This is a genomic window from Paenibacillus sp. JT22N7 (assembly GCF_059383875.1).
Window position 1 is genome coordinate 260,525 of record NZ_JBXENY010000003.1, and the last position, 22,163, is coordinate 282,687.

Annotated in this window: 18 protein-coding genes; 12 read left to right on the top strand and 6 right to left on the bottom strand. The window is 49.4% G+C overall.

The genetic code is table 11. From position 1 onward, the window contains the following. Positions 1-100: 100 nt before the first annotated feature. On the bottom strand, positions 101-727 hold the full coding sequence (locus AC50Y5_RS09650) for a hypothetical protein (protein ID WP_056040656.1): 627 nt from the start codon (positions 725-727) through the stop codon (positions 101-103). 786 nt (positions 728-1,513) lie between these two features. Between AC50Y5_RS09650 and AC50Y5_RS09655 the strand changes: the two genes are divergently transcribed. Beyond that, the gene (locus AC50Y5_RS09655) at positions 1,514-2,428 is read left to right on the top strand and encodes an NAD(P)/FAD-dependent oxidoreductase (RefSeq protein ID WP_056040654.1); all 915 of its coding nucleotides are present in this window, start codon (positions 1,514-1,516) and stop codon (positions 2,426-2,428) included. A 110-nt stretch (positions 2,429-2,538) separates the two neighbouring features. Here the strand turns inward: AC50Y5_RS09655 and AC50Y5_RS09660 are convergent, their stop codons facing one another. Continuing rightward, positions 2,539-3,525, bottom strand: coding sequence for a YpdA family putative bacillithiol disulfide reductase (locus tag AC50Y5_RS09660; protein WP_056040653.1), 987 nt, complete (start codon positions 3,523-3,525; stop codon positions 2,539-2,541). A 142-nt stretch (positions 3,526-3,667) separates the two neighbouring features. Between AC50Y5_RS09660 and AC50Y5_RS09665 the strand changes: the two genes are divergently transcribed. Then, complete coding sequence (locus tag AC50Y5_RS09665; RefSeq protein ID WP_099520235.1) at positions 3,668-4,201, top strand: ADP-heptose synthase; 534 nt, start codon at positions 3,668-3,670, stop codon at positions 4,199-4,201. A 134-nt stretch (positions 4,202-4,335) separates the two neighbouring features. Here the strand turns inward: AC50Y5_RS09665 and xerS are convergent, their stop codons facing one another. Next, positions 4,336-5,409, bottom strand: coding sequence for a tyrosine recombinase XerS (gene xerS, locus AC50Y5_RS09670; RefSeq protein WP_056040649.1), 1,074 nt, complete (start codon positions 5,407-5,409; stop codon positions 4,336-4,338). A 250-nt stretch (positions 5,410-5,659) separates the two neighbouring features. Here xerS and AC50Y5_RS09675 point away from each other — a divergent pair, with 250 nt between their 5' ends. Together AC50Y5_RS09675 and AC50Y5_RS09680 are read left to right on the top strand one after the other, a co-directional pair. After that, complete coding sequence (locus tag AC50Y5_RS09675) at positions 5,660-6,322, top strand: cell wall hydrolase (protein ID WP_494860140.1); 663 nt, start codon at positions 5,660-5,662, stop codon at positions 6,320-6,322. A 131-nt stretch (positions 6,323-6,453) separates the two neighbouring features. After that, positions 6,454-7,197, top strand: coding sequence for a GH25 family lysozyme (locus AC50Y5_RS09680; RefSeq protein WP_056040645.1), 744 nt, complete (start codon positions 6,454-6,456; stop codon positions 7,195-7,197). Positions 7,198-7,526: 329 nt separating this feature from the next. Here the strand turns inward: AC50Y5_RS09680 and AC50Y5_RS09685 are convergent, their stop codons facing one another. Both AC50Y5_RS09685 and AC50Y5_RS09690 read right to left on the bottom strand, forming a co-directional pair. Then, entirely contained in the window at positions 7,527-7,955 is a 429-nt protein-coding gene (locus tag AC50Y5_RS09685) for a DUF3995 domain-containing protein (protein ID WP_494860143.1), read from the bottom strand. Continuing rightward, positions 7,952-8,557 carry a TetR/AcrR family transcriptional regulator gene (locus AC50Y5_RS09690; protein WP_494860145.1) on the bottom strand — a complete coding sequence of 202 codons (606 nt, stop codon included), beginning with the start codon at positions 8,555-8,557 and terminating at the stop codon, positions 7,952-7,954. Before AC50Y5_RS09690 ends, AC50Y5_RS09685 begins: the two co-directional genes overlap by 4 nt. Positions 8,558-8,761: 204 nt before the next feature. Here AC50Y5_RS09690 and AC50Y5_RS09695 point away from each other — a divergent pair, with 204 nt between their 5' ends. The 3 genes from AC50Y5_RS09695 to AC50Y5_RS09705 are packed head-to-tail and all read left to right on the top strand — an operon-like array spanning position 8,762 to position 12,020. Then, positions 8,762-10,207, top strand: coding sequence for an ABC transporter substrate-binding protein (locus AC50Y5_RS09695; RefSeq protein ID WP_056040640.1), 1,446 nt, complete (start codon positions 8,762-8,764; stop codon positions 10,205-10,207). A 29-nt stretch (positions 10,208-10,236) separates the two neighbouring features. Continuing rightward, positions 10,237-11,190 carry a carbohydrate ABC transporter permease gene (locus AC50Y5_RS09700; protein WP_081419024.1) on the top strand — a complete coding sequence of 318 codons (954 nt, stop codon included), beginning with the start codon at positions 10,237-10,239 and terminating at the stop codon, positions 11,188-11,190. Then, on the top strand, positions 11,187-12,020 hold the full coding sequence (locus tag AC50Y5_RS09705) for a carbohydrate ABC transporter permease (RefSeq protein ID WP_056040638.1): 834 nt from the start codon (positions 11,187-11,189) through the stop codon (positions 12,018-12,020). The genes AC50Y5_RS09700 and AC50Y5_RS09705 overlap by 4 nt, the downstream gene beginning before the upstream one ends. A gap of 300 nt (positions 12,021-12,320) precedes the next feature. On the opposite strand, the gene AC50Y5_RS09710 is transcribed toward AC50Y5_RS09705, so the two are convergent. Beyond that, on the bottom strand, positions 12,321-13,049 hold the full coding sequence (locus AC50Y5_RS09710) for a FadR/GntR family transcriptional regulator (RefSeq protein ID WP_056040636.1): 729 nt from the start codon (positions 13,047-13,049) through the stop codon (positions 12,321-12,323). 158 nt (positions 13,050-13,207) lie between these two features. Between AC50Y5_RS09710 and AC50Y5_RS09715 the strand changes: the two genes are divergently transcribed. The 5 genes from AC50Y5_RS09715 to AC50Y5_RS09735 all read left to right on the top strand — a co-directional run bounded on the left by AC50Y5_RS09715 (position 13,208) and on the right by AC50Y5_RS09735 (position 22,108). Then, on the top strand, positions 13,208-14,623 hold the full coding sequence (locus tag AC50Y5_RS09715) for an FAD-linked oxidase C-terminal domain-containing protein (protein WP_056040634.1): 1,416 nt from the start codon (positions 13,208-13,210) through the stop codon (positions 14,621-14,623). Beyond that, positions 14,616-15,986: a (Fe-S)-binding protein gene (locus AC50Y5_RS09720; RefSeq protein ID WP_056040632.1), complete on the top strand. Its 1,371-nt coding sequence runs from the start codon at positions 14,616-14,618 to the stop codon at positions 15,984-15,986. Before AC50Y5_RS09715 ends, AC50Y5_RS09720 begins: the two co-directional genes overlap by 8 nt. After that, a complete protein-coding gene (locus AC50Y5_RS09725) occupies positions 15,986-18,703 on the top strand; it encodes a glycoside hydrolase family 78 protein (RefSeq protein WP_056040630.1) in 2,718 nt (905 codons plus the stop codon). The genes AC50Y5_RS09720 and AC50Y5_RS09725 overlap by 1 nt, the downstream gene beginning before the upstream one ends. A gap of 182 nt (positions 18,704-18,885) precedes the next feature. After that, a complete protein-coding gene (locus tag AC50Y5_RS09730) occupies positions 18,886-20,646 on the top strand; it encodes a sensor histidine kinase (RefSeq protein WP_494860150.1) in 1,761 nt (586 codons plus the stop codon). 106 nt (positions 20,647-20,752) lie between these two features. After that, positions 20,753-22,108, top strand: a complete 1,356-nt coding sequence (locus tag AC50Y5_RS09735; protein ID WP_494860152.1) for an ABC transporter substrate-binding protein — start codon at positions 20,753-20,755, stop codon at positions 22,106-22,108. The last annotated feature ends 55 nt before the right edge of the window (positions 22,109-22,163 follow it).

Here is a 22,163-nt window from a genome sequence, read left to right on the forward strand (position 1 = left end):
CCGATTATTACGGGTTGAGCTTTTTTCATAAAGCAGATAAATGATTAGGTTACTTGGATAAATAAAAAGAGCCGCGCATTATGCGGCTCTCAATCTAATTTTATCGCCCACCCGTATTCGAAGCCCAGACAGGAATCCAGCTATTAGGATAATGGCTATTGGTCATGGTTGTGTTATAGAGAACTAAATTTCCATCACTTTGCATGATCAGCGTGTCTCCAGTTGTGTTAGCTGGCAGCCCGCTTCCGTGATGGGCTGAAATCCAAGAGGCGGTATCGGCAAACCAAACGGATTGACGTTTAGAAGTATCAATCACCCAAACCGTATCAAACCCCCAACCCGTATAATACTCGAATTTACCTGTAGCATGGTTGAATCCAAAACGATTAAAGCCATATTGGTATACCTGTTGAAAACTTCCGCCATATGTGTACATTACCGGTTTCCCAATTGGTTCAAATATGAACGAAATGGCCCCACTTTTACTGGTACCACTACTCCAAATAGAAGCACCATTCTGATAGATGACAAAATTTCCGTCATTTTGCCAAATGGCTGAAAACCTACCATCTTGGGAGGTGAGATAGTCGCCCTTTGCAAAGCTGCCACCTATAGTGAGCTTATCGCCAAGATAGCCGGCGGAAGCCGTCGCTGGTAGAGCAAATACTAATAGCAAAAAGGAAGCCATAAAAACACGAAAAAATCTGGGGAAAATTTGTTTGCTCATTTGACACACTCCTATAATCTTTATAATGGTTAAAGCTAAATGCATAGAACAACAAACCGTTACCGTTAGTGCATGCTGCTGTGCAGCATTCAGTCAGGGGTGGTGAAGGAGAAAATAACCCTCCCCAATTGGTATGAAACTGGAATTAAGAATTAAACTTTTCACAGGTTCACCTCCTTTGATAGACAAGGTAGCCAGTCCACATCATCAGACAATCACACATACTTTATTTGCCATTATATCAATTTAAAATAAAAATATCCATAATTTTCTATCGACGATATTTAACAATGACTAGGCGTATGCCTCGCGCTCCTGGTCGAAAGGTCAAATGAAGATTCTGCGATGCCCCGAGAATGAGAAAAGATGACAAATTAATAAGCAATGGATGGATCATACTAGTGATCAGGGTAGAATGGACGAAGACACCTATTTGTATCTTCAATTTGTATCTTCAGAATAGAAAGAAGAACATGATCATAGCGGGGCTAATTTTTAGATTAGCATTTATACGAAAGACTTTATTTCCAAAATCGGGTTTTTGAAAGAACAGCTGCCGTCAAAAAATAAAGCTTGAATTACAGATTCACTGTGTCTATAATGATATTGCGCTCAATAGTAGATATTAAGTGTCTACAATAGATTTATTTAGAGGGCTACTCTAAACAAAACAGTGTCATATTTCTCTAAACTCTAAATAATCGTGGCGCAATAAGAACGACGAGTATTTAGAATGAATTTTTGTTGCACAATTAAAAATATTAAAACTCTCGGAAGGTGGTTAATATGAAACAATTGATGGATGTTGCGATTATCGGTGGAGGGCCAGCAGGAATGAGTGCGGCACTTGTATTAGGCAGAGCGAGGAAAAAGGTTATCGTTATTGATGAAGAGCGTCCGCGCAATCGGGTGACGCAGGAATCGCATGGTTTCCTGACGAGAGACGGCATTAAGCCTAGCGAGCTGCGTCAAATTGCGCGCGAGCAGATCAGTGTCTACCCATCCGTTCAATTTGAAAATGACACAGCAGTAGCAGTAACGGGAAGCGATGGGGAATTTATAATTTCGACTGCCAAAGGATTAACCTTTGGGGCCAAAAAGCTGCTTTTTGCCGTAGGGATGAAAGATATTCCGCTTGCTATTGAAGGCTTAACCGACGTATATGGAAAAAGCGCTTTTGTATGCCCATATTGTGATGGCTGGGAGATGAGGGATAGAAAGCTTGTCATAATAGCCAATGGAGACAGTGCGCTGCACTTTGCCAAAACGATAGCAGGCTGGACAAGCCAATATACGATTTGCACCGATGGCCCTGACGAAATGACCAATGAGCAGCGTGAGGAGTTAAGGCGACATGATGTGCCCGTATATGCCTCGAAAATTCAGCGGATTGAAGCAGAAAATGGCAACGTTCACCAAGTCGTGCTGGAGGACGGTTCAATGATTGCTTGCGGAGGCATTTTCTTTGTGCCGAAGCTAGTGATCGGATCGGACCTGCCGCAGGCTTTGGGCTGTGAAATGACGGAAGCTGGCGCTGTTGTTGTCGATGATGTTGGCAAGACGGCTGTGCCGGGCATTTATAGTGCCGGAGATGCTGCCTCCCCAAAATATCAGGTCGTTACGGCGGCTTCTATGGGATCAATGGCGGCTATAAGCATCAATAGCGAATTATTGGGCGAATCATGGAGCGAGCGGGGATAACCACTTAATGACAGAATTTAAAAAAGAGGCTGCCCATGACCGGGTGCAAGCGCATCATATTGCGCTCTCCGGGCATGGGCAGCCTCTAAAAGTTGCCATCACAATCCGTTTTAATCTTCGGCTGTGGTGCTTTGAGCGATATGCGAAGCAATTTTTCTACCGTGGAAGCGTCCGGTTTCAATAAATATTTCATTCGCTTCATGACGTGAAGCAACAACACCAGCGAGAAACAAGTTCGGCACATTCGTCTCCATCGTAGCTTCGTCGAAAAATGGATACCCTTCCTCCGCCATCACGACGCCCGTATCCGTCAGGAAATCCCGATCCGGATGAAAGCCTGTCAGCGCAAGCACAAAATCATTCGCAATCGTATGCTTGCCCTCTGGATCTTCAAGCGTGACGCTGCGGTCATCGATGCTCGTAACGCGAGAGCAGAAGCGCATGGCAATTTGTCCCTTGGCGACTTTGCTTTCAAAGCCGGGCTTCACCCAAGGCTTAATACTTGAAGAGTAGTGCTCACCCCGATAAATGACGGTCACCTTCGCCCCGATGCGTTCGAGCTCAAGCGCTGCATCTATAGCGGAATTGCTGCCCCCAATAATTGCAACCTCCATGCCGGTATACGGATGGGCCTCGCGGAAAAAATGCGTCACCTTCTCCAGCTCTTCTCCAGGTATGCCCAAATAATTCGGATGGTCAAAATAACCTGTGGCAATAATAACATAGCGGCTGGAATAGGTCAGCGGTTCGCCAAAGCGATTCGTGCTGGAGAGCGTAAAACGGCCATTTTCACGAACGACGCGCGTTACCGTCTCATAGGGATTAATCCGCAGCTCATGGCGCAGCGCCGCTGTGCGATAATAATTCATCGCTTCAAGCCGTGAAGGCTTGTCATTCGGCGTCGTGAAAGGAATGCCGCCAATTTCAAGCAGCTCCGGCGTGCTGAAAAAATGCATATAGGTCGGATACTGCGAGATCGAATGGACCAGATGGCTTTTCTCTATAATAAGGGGGCGGATTCCGATGCGCTGCAGCTCAATTGCCGCGGCAAGGCCGCATGGACCCGCGCCAATAATGATAGCTTCTTCTCTAATCATGTATGTACCTCCGATAATGATTTCCCAACCATTGTACTGCGACGCGTGGAATTAATGCAAATTTGGCGAATGGCTATCTTGTACACCAGTTGGATTATTGTATAATAATGTGGAAACGTTGTTTTATAGAAGGAGGTCAAACATGCCGCGACGGTTTGTAATAGAAGCAGTAATGGTGGCTACTTATGGTCACCTTCTCGTTCCAAGCAGCGCCATTGATTATGTTGTTCCTTATTCATCCATTTTGGAGCTATATGATATGAGAGACGGATCAGATCCCGTTATGGAGGATCCAGATGATGATGCTCATGTCAAAAATAAAATCGGCGAGCTGATTGCTTTTTTCGAAGATCCGCTCAATCGTAAAAAAATCGAACGCACGATGCAGGTGCCGTGGCGGGAAAGCTCGCCGCTGCTGCTGAACGAGCGAATACAGTTTACAATTGTACATGCTGTGGACAGCGCACAATACGGCGAAGCATTCGATCCGATCGAAACGGAGCTGCTGCTGACTGCACTGAAATTTAATTTGCCGCTGCTGTCCGACCAGTTTGAGTTTCAGGATAAGCTGATTCAAGCTGAGATCCCTGTGCAAATTTACGACATTGAGGATTTTGAGTTTGCGGTGGAAGAGGGCATTTCCGCTACAGATATGGAGTTGTCCAAAGATTTTTGAGCAAGAAATTAGAGCAACGCGAACAGCCTTCTTGCATGAGCTGAGCTTCAGCTGCAGCCAAGAAGGCTATTTGACTTTACTTGGCTTGCATTTGCTGGTTGATTTTTCTAGTTGGCTTCGCCAAAACTCCGGAATTATTCCCGATCAATCGCTTCCGCCATCGTCTTATCGGTCAAATGGGCGTAAATTTGCGTCGTCTCCGGCGATGCATGCCCAAGCTGCTCTTGCGTTTTGTACAGGTCATTGCGCAAATAATAGTCGGTTGCGAACGAATGGCGCAGCTTATGTACGGATAAGTAGGGCTTGCCGAACCGCTTTGCATATTTCATCACCATCGCCTGCACGGCCCGTTTCGTCATGCGCGAGCCTTCTTTTTTACCATTCGCAATGGCAAGGAACAGCGCTTTTTCACGCTTTGGCGCTTTATAATGCGTGTCGCGCATTTGCAGGTATACTTGAAGGTCATCCACCGCTTCTTGGCGAAAATAGACCGGGGTTTTAAACGAATCGTCGTTTTTACCCTTGCGGTAAACATGCGCGAGCTTTTTTTTCATATCAATGTCGTCGACGTTGAGATTAATGAGCTCGGATACGCGCAGGCCGGAATGCAAAATAAAGCTGATAATGCACGTATCCCGTATTTTGTTCAGCTCATAGGAATACAGCGCCTGCTTGTTGCCGGCAAGATCGCTTTCGTAGCCGCTGGCAATATAAGCAAGAAACTCCCCAATCTCCTCCTCCTGCAGCAGCTTGCCTTCGAGCTTCGCCGCCGTATCCTTAGGCTTGCTTGTACGCTTAATAGCGACCTTCGCCATGACATTACGCTTCAACAGCGGATAAAACTGCTCATCCTCAGCGATTTGGCTCAAATAATGAAATAGCGAGCGCAGGGAGGACAGCTTGCGAGTAATCGTCGTTTTACGATTATTATGGCTCGGATGGGTGGCGAGAAACATGCGGAAGCTGTCAATGCTGTCCATATGCAGCTGCTCCAGCTCGCTTAGCTGAACGTCCTTGATGACCGCCGCCTCAGAAAGCCCTTCCGTAACGAGCCAATTCAAAAAAAGCTCATAATCCCTTACATACTCAAGCAGCGACGAAGGAGAGAGGTCGGGCAGCTTGTAATTAATAAATTTCTCAATATACCAAGGCATAGATGGAACCCGTTTGTCCAGCTCCTGCCGATCCTTCACTTTTATAATGTTCATCCTATTTCACCTCTGCCAATCATCTGACCCTCATTATATCAGTTCCCTGGAGAAAACTCCCGTATAGCGCGCTAGCCCACAGCATATGCTTGTCTGCTTGTTCAAGCATTAGTAAATTCATGTAATTATGCAATTAAGGTTACTTTCGTTTAAATACTATGTTAAACTCATACGAGTGCTGAAAAAAATAAAAAATATTTTTGAAAAATAAGTTTTTGTACTTGTTTTACAGAGGAGGAATATTAGAATTATGAAAAATAATCGAATATTTCGCAATTGCTTAGCATATATATTTGCGATTTTTTTGGTCGTCAGCTTGCCGCTTCAAATCGTTGGAGCCGCGGCTCCAGCTACACTTAGCTATGGCAGCAAAGGGGAAGATGTTCCCGACGTTCAGTATCGATTAAAGATTTTAGGGTATTTTATGAATGCCGAGGTAACGGACTTCTACGGTAAAATGACGGAAGATGCCGTGAAACGCTTTCAAAAAGATTACGGCCTCCAAGCCGACGGCATTACGGGCAAGCAAACCTGGAAGACGCTGAAAAAAGCATCCGTCAGCGAGCATGAGCTGAATTTGCTGGCTCGCATTATATTTGCCGAATCGCGTGGCGAGCCGTTCAAGGGGCAGGTCGCTGTAGGTGCTGTCGTAATGAATCGGTTGGCTTCCTCGCAGTTCCCTGATACGATTAAAGGCGTCATCGAGCAGCCAGGCGCATTTACAGCGGTTGATGATGGACAGTATAGACTGCAGCCAGATTCCACAGCTTACAAGGCTGCTGTCGAGGCTATTGCCGGAAATGATCCGTCGAATGGCGCACTGTATTATTTTAACCCGAAGACTGCAACGTCATCTTGGATTTGGACGAGGGAACAGCTCTTACAGATTGGCAATCATATTTTTGCCATTTAATAGCTTCATATCCAGCACACTGCTGCAAAAACTCGCCAGCTTCCCAAACATGGGAGGCAGGGCGAGTTTTTTTGTAGGCTTCACTTTGCTGAATTGGTATAATATTCATAATGATCGAAAGGGGCATATCCATGGAACGTAATAAGAAATGGCGAAATATAGTCATTGGCGGACTAGCCTTGCTCGTGCTGCTGGGCGTTTTAGAGTATAAAGGGATCATTTGGCATAATTCCATATTTGCGAATGCCTATGAGGTGAAGGGGCTGGATGTCTCGCATTATCAAGGTGAAATAAACTGGCAGCAAATAAAAGCGGCGGGGAAATATGAATTCATGTTTGTGAAAGCGACGGAAGGCAGGGATTATACCGATGAGTGGTTCCAGGCAAATTGGCAAGGAGCGAGGGAGCAGCGCTTTCTGACGGGAGCGTATCATTTTTTCACAACGAAAAGTACGGGGGAGGAGCAGGCGGCCCATTTTATACAAACTGTTCCAAATGAGCAGGACAGCCTGCCGCCCGTCATCGATCTGGAAATCAGCCTGGACCATGACCAAGCGGGCGTACATAAGGAGCTGAAGGCGCTGGCGGACGGCATGGAGGCGCATTATGGCAAAAAGCCTATTTTGTATGTGACGTATGATACTTATCATACTTATGTAGAAGATGTAACCGTATTTGCTCCCTATGAAATATGGATTCGCGATATTGTCAAGCATCCGAAACTTGGAGAGCGAGGCTGGCAGTTCTGGCAATATCATAACCGCGGACATGTGGCAGGTATTGACATGTACGTCGATATCAATGTGTTTAAAGGAAGCCGTGAAGCTTTTTTGACGCAGTTTTCGGCCGCTCCTTCCATGATTTTGGCGGACTGAGGTTTCGCTATTCTGGCTTTTAATCCGATTTCAGGCTGTACGCGGACAGGAAAGCCGTTATTGCCATGATTCTCCCGTCAAAATGGCGACGGACGGCGCAATAGCGGCTCCTGAGTCCGGCTTACTAGCCATAACCCGTGATTTTGTTAAAATAGCGGCTGCTGTGTCCACCAAGTCTATCTTTGTGCAGATAGTCAGCGCTGAAACGAAGCGCATGAAGCTGCCATTCGGTACGCAAATTCACATTCATGAGGGGTGACCTTGCTGGTAACAGAGTAAATAGGTGTGATGTTAAATTCATCTGAATTTGGTTAACTATATTAATTTTGTTAAGGTGCCAAGGTTGCAGCGGCAAAAAAGGCGGCTGACAGCAGCAGGCAAAGCGGCGTAAACAAATACAGGTCGAATTTGGCAAAGCGGGTGGTGCGGACTTTGCGGAAAAGGCCGACATAGTTGAAATCGCCAATCGTCCGCAGCATAAAGGCGGCTGCACATGCCCAGCAGCTCCACTTGATGAAGGCCGCGCCTAAGAAAACGGGGAGCAGCCTTCCTTGCATGAGCAAGAGCATCGCCGCGCAAAACAGCAGGCAGGCTACGATCATCGTACCTGCTGCTCCCGGCACAAATAGGGTTTGCTGCGATCCCGCCTTCGTAGGCAATGCAGCGCTGGCGCCCCATTTGCCGCCAAAAGCCCAATAAACATGAATACCGCCCAGCAGCAGCAAAATGAACCCGCTTAAGGAAAGCCACAGCATCATGCGAATTCACCTCTCATTTTCAAGCCTTCCCAAATCACTTCGAAACGGCGCTCAAAGCCTGTCTGCATTTGCCATGCCTCCTCAACTGACGCTGCCCAGGCTAATAGGGCGTGAAAATACAAGCCTGCGAGCACGGCTGCGACGTCTGCGCTAGCGAGATAGCTTGGCAATTGATTTTGCCGCTGTGCCTCATTCAGAAGGCCATTCAGCAGCTTCTCAAATTTATTAATGACATTAAATTCTTCTTGCATGAGCAGGGGAGAGCGCAGTATTTCCGTTATGGTGAGCTTCGCGAGCCCAGCGTTTACGGCATATTTTTGAAACAAGTCGCGAAATAACGTTAGCAGCTTTTCTTTAATGCCATTAATTAATGCGTATCGCTCAAGGTTTTCTTCCGTCACTTCCAACTGCATCTGACCCAAGTCAAGGAGGATGGCTTCCTTGCGTGGAAAATAGTTATAAAACGTTCCTTTAGCAACGCCGCAGCTTTGCGTAATCTCATCAATGGTGACGTTTGCAAAGCCTTTTTCCCGAAATAACTGCACGGCATGCCTAAAAATAAGTTCTTTAAGCTCCTGTTTCCTTTGCTGTCTCAACACCATATACGAACACCACTTTCACTAGTAATGACTACAGTCAATAAATGACCACAGTCATTATTTTAATGTGAGCCCCATTATTTTGCAAGTTTTTGGCAAGCGCTATAAAAAGTCCACCATTATAAATATATTCGAATTTTAAAATGTAACCGCATTCAATATGATAGAGCTGTACAAAGAGATTGCAATAGCAAAGGGAGGCTTTATATGATCGCACGATTCAAAGGAAGATCAGCATTCACAGCATTGCTATTATCGCTAACACTCGTTGTGGCAGGATGCAGCGGAGCAGGCAACGGGGGAAACACGCCAGCAAGTGAAGGAGCCAGCAGCCAGCAGCCCGCGGAATCGCCGAAAGGCGAGGCGACAGCGACGCCAGAGGAGAAAGAGCCTGTAACGCTCAAGTTTACGTTTTGGGGAAGCCCGCAGGAGAAATCGGCGATGGAGCAGGCGACCAAAACCTTTACGGAAAAATACCCGTGGATTAAAGTCAACGCCATTCATATTCCGGAAGCTGACTATGATGCGAAAATTACGGCGATGGTTGCAGGCAACGATTCCCCGGATCTCGGTTATATGCACGGGGAGCTTGCTGACCCTTGGCAGAAGGAAGGGAAATTCGTCAATCTGTTTGAGCTGCTGGATAATGACGAGGAGCTAAAGCGCGAGGATTTCCTCGACTATATTTGGTTCAAATCTTCCGAGGATTTTGCTTACGGCATTAGCACAGCGGGCGAGACGTTCGGTTTATTTTACAACAAGGATTTGTTTGATCAGGCGAATGCCGCGTATCCGCCATCGAAACCGGAGGAAGCTTGGACTTGGGATGAGTTTGTCGACGTTGCCAAAAAGCTGACGATTGACAAAAACGGCAAAAATGCCTCAGAAGCGGATTTTGATCCGAAAAACATCCGCCAATACGGCGTTTCCTTTGAAACCTGGCATGGCCCTGTACATGCAACGGTGATTAACAATGAAGGCGAATGGATTACAAAGGATGGCAAATTCGGCTTTAGCCAGCCGGAGGCGACGGAAGCGATTCAGCGTCTAGCGGACTTAATAAATGTGCACCATGTTGCGCCATCTCCGGTACAAATGAAGTCGATTCCTTCGCAGGCGGTAGCGCTGCAATCGAAGCTGGTTGCGATGTCGATGCATGGACAGTGGATCAATCTCGATCTCGGGGCGGCTGGAGTAAACTACGATATTGGCGTCCTGCCAAAAATGAAGCGCAGCGTGCCAATGGGCATTAGCGGGGCATCGGTCATTTACCAATCGACGAAGCATTTGGAGGAAGCATGGCTGCTGACGAAATTCCTGGAAAATCCGGAAGGCTCGATTGACCTCTACAAGGGCGGCCTTTGGATGCCAACAATGACGAAATGGTACACCGATCCAGAGCTTGTGGCGAAATGGGCAGAAAATAACCCGGCGCATCCAGCGGGCTTCAAGGATGCGATGATGAACAATCTGCTGAATAACGGCGTTCCGACCGGCTCTTATTATATTAAAAATTTCTCGAAGGTGAATGCCATTACCTTCTCCGGCATGGATGAAGTGTGGCTAGGCCGCAAAACAGCGGCAGAAGCGATGAAGGAAGTCGAAGCGAAGGTGCAGCCGGAAATCCAGGGCCGCTATGATGTGAGCGAATAAACGATAAAACGAGTTTGGAGAGAGCTGTTATGAAACCACTGGCAAGCGTTCATGAGCGTGAATTAAAGGCGGAGCGCGGAGCTGGGCAAAAACGGAAATTCGGAGAGCTGGGCTTCGGCCTGCTCTTCGCTTCTCCAGTGCTGCTGGGCTACGTCATTTTCGTCATTGTGCCGATTGCGGCAACCTTCTATTTGGGCTTTACTTCCTACAGCGTCGGCACTGTGCCGAAATGGATCGGCTTTGACAATTATGCCAGCTTGTTCAGCGGGGCAGATCCCTTTTTCTACCCGGCCGTGAAAGCAACGGTTTATTATGTTGGACTGAGCGTGCCGCTGGGCATTATTTTATCGTTTTTTTTAGCGATACTGCTGAATCAGCAGGTTGCGGGCAAAAGCTTTTTTCGCGGCGTCTTTTATTTGCCCGTTATTATTCCGCTTGCAGCGTCCTCGATGGTTTGGATGTGGCTGCTGCAGCCGGATTTTGGGATCGTCAATTATGCGCTGGATGCGCTGCATTTGCGGGCCTCCAGATGGCTCGGCGATACGACCTCCGTGGTGCCGACACTTATTTTGTTCAGCTTCTGGACGCTGGGCAATACGATTGTCATTTTTCTTGCAGGCTTGCAGGGCATTCCTGCCCATCTGTATGAGGCCATTGAGCTGGACGGAGGCAATCGGCTGCATAAGCTGATTTATATTACCATTCCGATGAGCTCGTCGATTATTTTTTTCAATACGGTCATTGCGTTCATTAATGGGTTTCAGACGTTTGTGCAGCCAGCCGTTATGACGCAGGGCGGGCCTAACAATGCGAGCTTGCTCTATGTGCTGTATTTGTTCAACGAAGGCTTCAAATCTTCACGAATGGGCAGCGCCAGTGCGATATCTGTCTTGCTGTTTCTCGTCATTATGCTGTTCACCGCAGCGATTTTCTACTTCTCCAAGTCTTTGGTCTACTATGAGGGCAAGGAGGAACGCAGATGAAAAAGCAATCATTGGGCAATCGAATCGTTATTTACGCGCTGCTTATTGCCGGAAGCCTGTTTTTCCTGTTTCCGATCTTTTGGATGCTGCGCACCTCGCTCATTAATATGGGCGATCTGTATCAAATGCCGCCGAAGCTGCTGCCGGACGATTTAAGCTGGGAAAATTTCGAGCAGGCGCTTGGCGCCTATCCGTTCGGACGATTTTTTCTCAATAGTACCATCATTACGGCATCGGCGATGCTGGGCGTGCTATTTTCCAGCTCGGTCTGCGCTTACAGCTTCTCGCGCATTCACTGGAAGGGCCGCGACAAAGTGTTTGGATTTATATTAACGGGGTTAATGATTCCGTTTTTCGTCGTCATGATTCCGCAATATGTGTTCTGGAATGCGCTGCATTTGACCGATACGTTCGTACCGCTCATTGCACCTGCGTGGTTTGGAGGCGGCATATTCAACATTTTTCTGCTGCGCCAGTTTTTCTTAGGTATTCCGACGGAGCTGGATGAAGCCGCTAAGGTGGACGGAGCCGGGCATTTCCGCATCTATCTGCAAATCATTTTGCCGATTGGCAAGCAGGCGATGATTGTGGTTGGCTTGCTTACATTTTTGGCTAACTGGAACGATTATTTAGGACCGCTGGCTTTCATTACCTCAGAGAGCAATTACACGCTCATGCAGGGGCTAACGCTGTTCCAAGGCTCCTATTCAGCGCAGTGGCATCTGATGATGGCGGCAACGTCCGTTATTGTTATTCCTTCGCTGATCGTCTTTCTCGTGGCGCAGCGGCATTTTATTGAAGGCATTGCCATGACGGGCATAAAGGGGTAGCAGGGGAAGAAGGACGTAGGAAAACGAAGAGGTCCATGAAAAATAAAAAGGGAAGGCGCCTGCTTGTTCGAGCAGGCGCCTTCCCTTTGCTGCAAATATAAGAAAGTATAAGTTTCCCCCTTATACTCCGCTTATATTTCTCGGACTGAAACGCGCCGCACCGCCAAAGGACGGCGACAGCCGTTTCACCTTGAAATATAAGAATTTATAAGTTTTACACGTATAAATGGGCTTATATTTCTCCGACAAAGCTCTTCGGTCGTCCCAGAAGGACGACGAAGTCGTTTTTGCTTGGTGCATTTAGCTGCTGGCCAGCTTGCCGAGCAGCACGGACTCCACCTTGGAAATATGCGCCTCCATAAGCAGGGATGCGTCTGTTGGCTGCTGTGCAGCAATGGCGGCATAGATGGCCTGATGCTCGCCTTGCAAGCGCTCCGCTGTTGAGCGCTCTGCATAAAACCACAAAGCCCGCGTATCCTTCATGCTTTCGTGCAGCTTGGTGGACAAGGATTCCATCATCTCCAGCAGCACGGGGTTATGGGTCGCCTTCGCAAGCTCCTGATGGAAGCGGATATCGGCCTGTTCGCTGAAGGCTTCATCGCCAAGGCGTTCATGCATGCTCTGCAAAATGGAGGCCAGCGCTTCAAGATCGGCTTCGGTCCGATTGCGGGCAGCCAGAGCAGCACAGCCAGTTTCCAGCACCTTGCGCACCTCCAAAATATGGCGCAGCGTCTCCGCACGGTCCATCCACGCTTCGTCATAGAGAAAGCTTGGAGCCGATAGGGAAGCTGGCTCTGGAGGAGCTGTGACAAACGTGCCGCTGCCTTGGCGAATGTTCAGCCTGCCCATGGCCCGCAGCGCGCTTAATGCCTCGCGGATTGTAGATTGCCCAACGCCATAGGAGGCGGCAAGGTCGGCAACAGAGGAGAGGCGGTCGCCAGGGGCGAGCGAGCCGTCGTCCATTTTTCGTTTAATATCGTTCATGACCCACTCATAGCTTTTGAGCGGCCGGTTTGGGCTAATGTCCATAATAACTCCCTTCAAACAACGAACTGCCGTGCTTAAAAATAGCGCTTTCGCTTTTATCTATTTTATTGTATACTTTTTTTAATTTAAAGTCATCAGATGACCTGATTAATTAATTAATTAAGGGATGGCAGCTTTATTTTAGGGAAGGGGACATCAATATGCTTCAGCAAACGATCCGACAACAACTGCTCGCTATAGTGGGAAGCGACTATTATAAAGATGATCCGCAGTCGCTAGTGACCCATTCTTATGATGGGACTCCGATGCTTCAAGCGCTGCCAGACGGCGTTATCTATCCCGGGAATACGGAGCAGGTGAGCGCAATTATGAAAGTGCTCAATACGCATCGCATTCCCGTTATCGGCCGTGGCTCGGGGACGAACTTATGCGGCGGTACGGTCCCTGTAGAGGGTGGCATCGTAATGGTCATGCACCGAATGAATCGCATTTTGGAGGTCGATCTTGAAAATTTGGTAGCCGTCGTGCAGCCGGGGATGATTACGAAAGCTTTTATCGCCCATGTGGAGTCGCTCGGCTTGTTTTATCCGCCCGATCCGAGCAGCATGGCGATTTCGACGATTGGCGGCAATATCGCCGAATGCTCCGGCGGGCTGCGCGGGCTGAAATATGGCACGACCAAAGATTACGTCCTTGGCCTTGAGGCGGTGCTGGCAAGCGGCGAAATTATTCGTACCGGCGGCAAGCTGATGAAGGACGTAGCCGGTTACGATTTGACCAAGCTGCTCGTTGGCTCGGAAGGAACGCTGGCGATTATTACCGAAGCGACGCTGAAGCTTGTGCCGCCGCCGAAGTTCAAGAAGACGATGCTGGCGATGTACAAGGATTTGTATGGCGCGGCGCGAACCGTTTCCAAAATTATTGAAAATCGCATCATTCCTTCAACGCTCGAATTTCTCGATAATGCGACGGTGCGGGTAGTCGACGACTTTGCCAAGCTCGGATTGCCGCTTGATATGGAGGCGATTCTGCTCATTGAGCAGGACGGAGAACCCGAAATGGTAGAGCGGGATATCGCACGGATTGAAGAAATTTGCCGCAGCGAGCAGGCGCATAGCGTCAGCGTCGCTGAAAGTGCGGAGGAAGCACTCAAGCTGCTGACGGCACGGCGTAGTGCTTTTACCGCATTGGCACGATTAAGGCCAACGACGATTCTTGAGGATGCGACGGTGCCGCGCTCCAAAATTGCCGAAATGGTGCTGGAAATTAATCGGATTGCCCAAAAGCATCAGGTGACCATTTGTACCTTTGGCCACGCCGGCGATGGCAATCTTCATCCTACAGCAACGACTGATGCACGGGATCAGGAAGAGATTCACCGCGTCGAGGCGGCGTTTGAGGAAATTTTCGAGGCAGCTATACGGCTCGGTGGAACGATAACGGGCGAGCACGGCGTCGGCCTTGTGAAATCCCCTTATCTTGAATGGAAGGTCGGCTCCGCAGGCATCGAAGTGATGAAAGCCGTTAAACAGGCGTTCGACCCGCATCAGCTGCTCAATCCCGGCAAAATATTTGCCAAACAGTCGCGCAAGAGGGTGGTGCTTCAGCATGGTTAAAACGGAACCAGCATGCAGTACGCCGCGCTCCCCGCAGCTTCAGCTTGCGGGAAAGCTCAAGCTGCGGCTCGATGAGGATCAATTGACGAATTGCATGCGCTGCGGCTTCTGTCTGCCTGCTTGCCCAACGTTTCGTGAAACGGGCATTGAAGCGGAATCGCCGCGCGGCCGCATCGCATTGATGAAAGCGGTTACCGATGGTTTAATGATGCCCGATCAGTCCTTTGAGGAGCAGATGAGCCATTGTCTCGGCTGTCGTGCCTGTGAGCCTGCTTGTCCGGCAGATGTGAAATATGGCCAGCTCATTGAGCAGACAAGGGAGGCGATTGAAGAGCATACGGAAGGCCAGCGGTGGTGGGTGAAGCCGCTGCGGCAGGTGGTGTTCAAGCAGCTTTTCCCGCATCAGAAGCGGGTGCGTCTGCTCGGCGGAGCTATGCAGCTGTATCAGCAATCTGGGCTTCGCAAGCTGGCCAGAAGCTCTGGCGTTATGAAGCTGCTGCCGGCGCATTTGAGCGAGATGGAGGAGGTGCTGCCGGATGCCTCAAGCAAAGGCATCGTCCAGAAAATCGGCAGCCACCATCCGGCCAAAGGGATGAAAATAGCTACAGTAGGCATGTTTCGCGGCTGCCTCATGGATATGCTGTTCACGGAAACGAACATCAAGACGGTGGAGCTGCTGACGGAAGCTGGCTTTGAGGTCATCATACCGGATACACAGGCTTGCTGCGGAGCGCTTCACGCACATAGCGGGGAGACGGAGGACGCCCGGTCACTAGCGAGGAAGAACATTGCTGCTTTTCAGGATGCTGGTGTGGATTATATCGTATCCAACGCGGGCGGCTGCGGCGCTATCTTAACGGAATACGATCATTTGCTGCATGAGGATGAGCAGTGGAGGGAAGGTGCGGTGTGGCTGGCGAAGCGTGTGGTGGATATTAGCGATTTGCTTATCCGCTCCGGCAAGCTTGCTACCGCCCAGGCGAAGGGGCAGCCGATTCGGATAACGTATCAGGATTCCTGCCATTTGCGCAATGTGATGCGCTCTGCCGATGCTCCCCGGAGGCTGCTGCGAGAAGTAAGCGGCGCTGAGTTTGTAGAAATGTTCGAGGCTGACCGCTGCTGCGGCTCGGCGGGCACCTACAATATTGTTCAGCCGGAAATGGCAGGCGGGCTGCTGGCGCACAAAATGGAGCATGCCAATGCGACAAAGGCGCATTATTTGCTCACGAGCAATCCAGGCTGCCTGCTCCAAATGAAGCTCGGCGTGGCCAAGCATGGAGATGGTCAAATGCGGGTGCAGCATATCGTTGATTTTTTGCATGATCGTTTAGTTCATAACGAATTGCGGGAGGCTGAAATTTAATGGCATTAACCATTGAAGATTGCAAAACGGAGTATATGACGAATCCGCTCGGTATTGAAGCGGCTAAGCCGCGCTTGTTCTGGAAGCTGCGCTCGGAGGAGCGCTCCGTCCGCCAAACGGCGTATCAAGTGCTGGTCGCTTCTTCCAAAGAACGGCTGGCCGCAGATGAAGGCGATCGCTGGGATAGTGGAAAAACAGAATCGAGCGAGTCGATTCAGGTGGAATATGGCGGCAGCCCGCTTGAGGCGGAAGCCGAATGCTTCTGGAAGGTGCGAGTGTGGGATAATTACGGGCGCGTATCGGCATGGAGCGAGCCAGCCTTCTGGACGACAGGCTTGCTGCACCGGGCAGCGTACCGGGGGAAATGGATTGGCCGCAAGCATGATGAGGGGGCAGCAGGCAGACAGCCTTCGCCACATTTGCGCAAGCCATTCGCCTTAGGCGGAAAGGTGCGCCGCGCTACGGCTTATGCGACCGCGCTCGGCTTGTTCGAGCTGTATGTTAACGGGCAGCGGGTGGGGGATTATTTTGCCCCCGGCTTTACCGATTACAATGTCCGCTCGCAGGTGCAGGCTTACGATATTACGCCGCTGCTGCAAGAAGGCGACAATGCCTTTGGCGTCATTATTGGAGAGGGCTGGTATGCAGGCACGGTCGGTTTTCTAGGTGAAAAGGTTTATGGGGAACGCCCGTTTTTTGTGATGCAGGTTAATGTGGAGTATGAGGACGGCACGAAGCAAAGCATCGCAACCGATCATACGTGGAAGGTGAGCAAAGGTCCTATTTTATATTCCGATTTTATTATGGGCGAAGCTTATGATGCACGGCTTGAAATGGCGGGCTGGTCGGAAGCGGGCTTTGATGACAGCCTGTGGGAGGAGCCGGATGTCCGTCCTGGCTATAACGGGATGCTGGTGGCGTCTAACGAACCGCCGATTAAGGTGATGAAGACGATTAGGCCGATTCGGATGGAGCGAACAGCAAGCGGCAGCTATATTTTTGATATGGGGCAAAATATGGTCGGCTGGACGGAGCTTCGCGTTAGCGGAGAGAGCGGCACAACGGTCACGATCAGCCATGCGGAAATGCTCAGTCCTGATGGCTCGCTGTATTTGGAAAATTTGCGCGTTGCTGTTCAGCAGGAGCATTATACGCTTAAAGGCGAAGGGCTGGAATGCTATGAGCCGCATTTTACATTCCATGGCTTTCGTTATGTGGAGCTGATTGGTTTTCCCGGCGAAGCCACTCTGGATACGATTGTGGGCAAGGTCGTTTACTCCGAAACGCCGGAAACTGGACATTTGGAAACGTCGAATGCGATGGTTAATCAGCTGTTTTCCAACATTGCATGGGGGCAGCGCGGCAACTTTTTGTCGGTACCGACCGATTGTCCGCAGCGGGATGAGCGGCTTGGCTGGACGGGGGATGCGCAAATATTTGCGCGTACTGCCTCGTACAATATGGACGTGGCAAGGTTTTTCAATAAATTTATGTGGGATATGATTGATTGCCAGCAGCCATCGGGCGCTTTCACCGATGTGGCGCCGGATGCAGGCTGGATTCGCTATAAAAACTGGAGCACGCGCCTGAACTGGTATGCGCCAGATAACGCGGGCTGGGGCGATGCGGGCGTCATTATCCCCTGGACGCTGTATTTAATGTATGGAGATGTGCGCATTCTGGAAACGCATTATGAGGCGATGAGCAGATGGGTCGATTACTTGCACGCAACGACCGATGAGCTTGTGAGGCCGAACTATGCCAACTATGGCGACTGGCTGTCCATTGATGCGGATACGCCAAACGAGGTGCTGGCAACCGCTTATTTTGCCTACAGCACGAAGGTGCTTGGCTTAATTGCCGGCGTACTGGGCAAGGAGGACGATGTTAGCCGGCTGGAGCAGTTGTTTCAGGGCATTGCCGCAGCATTCCGCCGTGCTTTTGTAACGGAGGAGGGCCGCATCCATGGGGAGACGCAGACGGTATATGTGCTTGCGCTGCAATTTGGCCTGCTGACAGAGGAGCTGCGGTTAAAGGCAGTAGACCATCTCACAGCGGATATTGCCAGCCGCGGCAACCGCTTGACGACGGGCTTCCTTGGCGTTGGTTATTTGCTGCCCGCGCTGTCGGATAACGGCCGTCTTGACGTAGCCTACCAACTGCTGACGCAGGAAGCTTTTCCATCGTGGATGTATTCCATCAAGCATGGAGCGACGACCATTTGGGAGCGCTGGGATGGCTGGACGGAGGAAAATGGCTTCCAGACGCCGCAGATGAATTCATTCAATCATTATTCGCTAGGCTCTGTTGGCGAGTGGATGTTCCGCTATATGGCAGGCATTGAAGCAGACAAGGGAGCACCTGCCTTCCGTCATGCGATTATCCGTCCCCAGCCGGGCGGCGGCCTTTCTTTTGTGAAATCCCATTTTGCTTCGTTATATGGAAAAATCGAAGTAGACTGGCAAATCGATAAATCCGGCGAGTTCCAACTTAACGTAATCATTCCCGCTAATACGACGGCATCGGTATACATTCCTGGGACGGTCCATACGATTGATGGAGCATCTGTTGGTACGCTTGAGGACCATTCAACGGAGCAATTCCCAACTAGTTCTTCTGGCAGCCATCATGTTAAGCTGATTGAAGCCTTTGGCAGCCAAACGGTGCTGGAAATCGGCTCTGGCTCCTACTGCTTCGTCAGTCAGGTCAAAGTCTAGCGAAGTCTGCTAATGAAAAGGAGCAAATGAATTCGCCCAAAGCCGTCTCGTATCAGAGAAGCGGCTTTGGGCTTTTTAAGCTAGACACTTTTTGGTATAGGTTCGGCTCGTCCGATTCGTTATAATAACAATAAAACATGATGGCCTGAGGGGGAATTGTTATTCGGCTGCGCAATGAGCTGTTGCTGAGCTACTTTATTATTATTTTGGTGTGCATTACACTGGTCGGCTCGGTCTCCTTCTATATTTCCTACAAAACGATGGCAAGTCAAGCGGAGGCTGCCAGCCTGCTGCTCGTCCAGCAAATTGAAAAAAATATGGATAATGATTTTCACAGCAAGCGCAATTTGCTGCTGGCCTCCTACAATGAGCAAAGCTATATTGACGGCGTTAATCGTTACACCGAGCTTAGCGATCGCGAACGTTTCTTGTTCCGTCAGAAAATCGGCGATTTGTATTTGAAAAGCTTTAATGTAACGCCAATCCGTGATTTTTTGCGTTTTCAAATTTATTATAGCAACGGTGAGCTGCTTAGCTCCTCGGATGAGAGCGGACAGCATAACCCGGCGAAGGTGCGGGGATCGGAATGGTTCCGCCAGACGGTGGCGAAGAATGGCGAAGTGTTTTACAGCGGCTTCATCCCGGAAGCAGACCGGACCGTTGATGGGGAAACAGCCTATTTTTCCTCTATTATGATTCGCGATTTCTCCAATCCCGAGCAGTTTATTTTAGTGCGAGCCGAATATCGTGCTGAGCTGTTCAACAGCATTGGCCGCAACGATGGCCTTTCGCCAAACAGCAGCATCGTCATTCTTGATGAAGGAAATCGGCTTGTTTATGCGTCAGGTGATGCGCAGCGTTATGCCGGAGGAAAGGAATTGACAAGCCGCATTAATGGCAGCCAGGGCAAGTTTTGGCTCAGCCTGGATGGAGAAGAGCGGCTAGTGTCTTATACGAATTCCGCTTATTCAAACTGGAAGGCCGTGCTTATCGTGCCGAAGCATGATATTTTTGGCGCATTAGACATCATTAAGACGACCGTTATTGTTACCGCTTTCATTGCCTTTGCGATTACGCTGATTATTTCGATACTGTTCGGGCAGCGGATTACGAAGCCGATTCTGGACTTGTACAAGACGGTTAATCGCATTAAACGCGGCGATTTTTCGGTGCGCGTCGAGGTGCGGCGCAATGATGAAATCGGCAGAATCGGGATGAACTTTAATGCGATGCAGGATGAGCTGCAAAATTTGATTGAGACGCGGTATGTGAATCAGATTAAGCTGCAGGAGGCGCAGCTCGCCATGCTTTATTCGCAGATCAATCCGCATTTTCTGTACAATACGCTCGACAGCATCCGGGCGATGTCCGACTATTACCAAGTGCAGGAAATTAGTGAAATGGCTCAGTCGCTCGCTGATATTTTTCGCTACAATACGAAAAACAAGGATGAAATCGTCACGCTGCAGGAGGAGCTTGTCCAAATTGAAGCCTATATGAACATTCAGCGCATTCGCTTTGAAGACAAAATTTCCTTTGAACAGCAAATTGATGACGACCTATACAGCTTTCCAATGCTCAAAATGACGCTCCAGCCGCTCGTTGAAAATGCCGTATTTCACGGTATAGAGCGCAAGCGCGGCAAAGGTACAATTGCTATAATCGTCAGCAGAGAGGGCGGCAGCATTACGCTCACCGTAAAAGACGACGGCGTAGGCATATCCGACAAGCATTTGGCCGATATCAGAAGCAGCTTGAAGCCTCCGCTGCAACAAAGCGAAGGATTGTCCTCAGATACGCGCAGCGGCATCGGGGTGCAAAATGTTTATTCCCGTTATCGGATTCGTTATGGCGACCGCTTTGAATTTCATATGAACAGCCGTAAAGGTGCAGGCACGGAAATTAAGCTCCTTATTCCCGAACATGTGGAAGCGCATTCATAAAAGTCGGAATTTTCAACATTAGAAGTCAAAATCGTGTACAGAAGACAGGGAAGCGCTTTCAATATAATAAAGGTGCAGGTAATTATGAAGGAGAGGGTGTCTTATCATGAGAAAGATGAAAGCGGTTTACCTCACAATGGCGCTGATGCTGGGAGCATTTTCACTAACGGCTTGCGGCAGCAGCAACGGCAGCACGAATACCCCGGAGGGAACAGAAACAGCAGGCAGCTCAGCTGAAGCGTCCACGCAGCCGTCTGCGAAGCCCGTTACGCTGACCTTTCTGATTCCGAATACGGAGGATGTCACGCCTTACAATCTTATCTTCAAAGAGTTTGAAGCGAAGACAGGCAATAAAGTCGAGGTGCAGGCGCTGCCGGGCGGCGACTATGACAATATGCTGAAAACCCGCTTCTCGACGGGCGATTTCCCTGACGTATTCCTCATGCAGCCGGGCACGAAGCAATATGTAAAGCTCAGAGCGGATGAGACGCTGTACGAATGGTCCGGCGAGGCTGGCGTTTGGGACAATGTCATCGATACGATTGTAGACTTCCAAAAGGATACGGCTGGCAAAGCCTATGGCGTGCCATTCGGCAAAACCGGCATGATGGGCGTCTTTTACAATAAGGATGTATTTGAAAAAGCGGGCGTTGCCGCTCCAACAAATTACGCGAATTTAATTGAAATCGCTAAAAAGCTGAAGGGCGATGGCGTAACGCCGTTTTATGAAGGGGTAAAAGATGGCTGGCCGACGCAAGTGTTTTATTTGACCGGCTGGGTAAGCCAGGTAGATCAGGAAATTGGCGACGAAGGCGTGCAGAAGCTGAACGTCAATCAGCTGAAGCTGTCGGACATCGCGGCGCTGAAGGACCTTTTTGTAAAATCGAAGGAAATTAAGGATCTCGGCTTGTTCCAAAAAAATACGCTTTCCGGCACATTCGATGAGCTGCAAAACGAGCTGGGCGAAGGCAAGGTAGCGATGGCCTTTATGCTGGACGGCATTTTGCCGCAGCTGGAGAAGAAGTTTGGCAAAGATTTTGTAACGAATAAAATCGGCTTCTTCCCATTCCCGACTGCAACAGATACGGGTACAGCTATGATTACGCCTCCGAACCAGCTGATGGTGCCGTCGAAAGCGAAAAATCTGGAGGCAGCCAAAGAATTGGTTAAATTTATGATTTCGAAAGAAAGCGTCAATATTTTCTACCAAAGCCAGCCGGGCATTCCGGTGTTCAAGGATGCAACGAGCGAGCTGTATCCGATGCAGCAGACGGTTAAAGACTATATTGATCAAGGCAAATCGAAGGTCAATGTTCAGAACCGCCTGACGGCATCGTTTCTGGACTTGGGCAAAATTCTGCAAAACTTCCACATCACAGGCGACGTGGACACCGCGATTAAAGAGATGGATGCGAACTATGTGAAGGACGGCAACTCGAAGCGTCTTGAAGGCTTTGAATAAATGAGCTGAGCAAAAAATAAAGGACAGAGACGGCAGCAGGGCAAGCCGAAGCTGT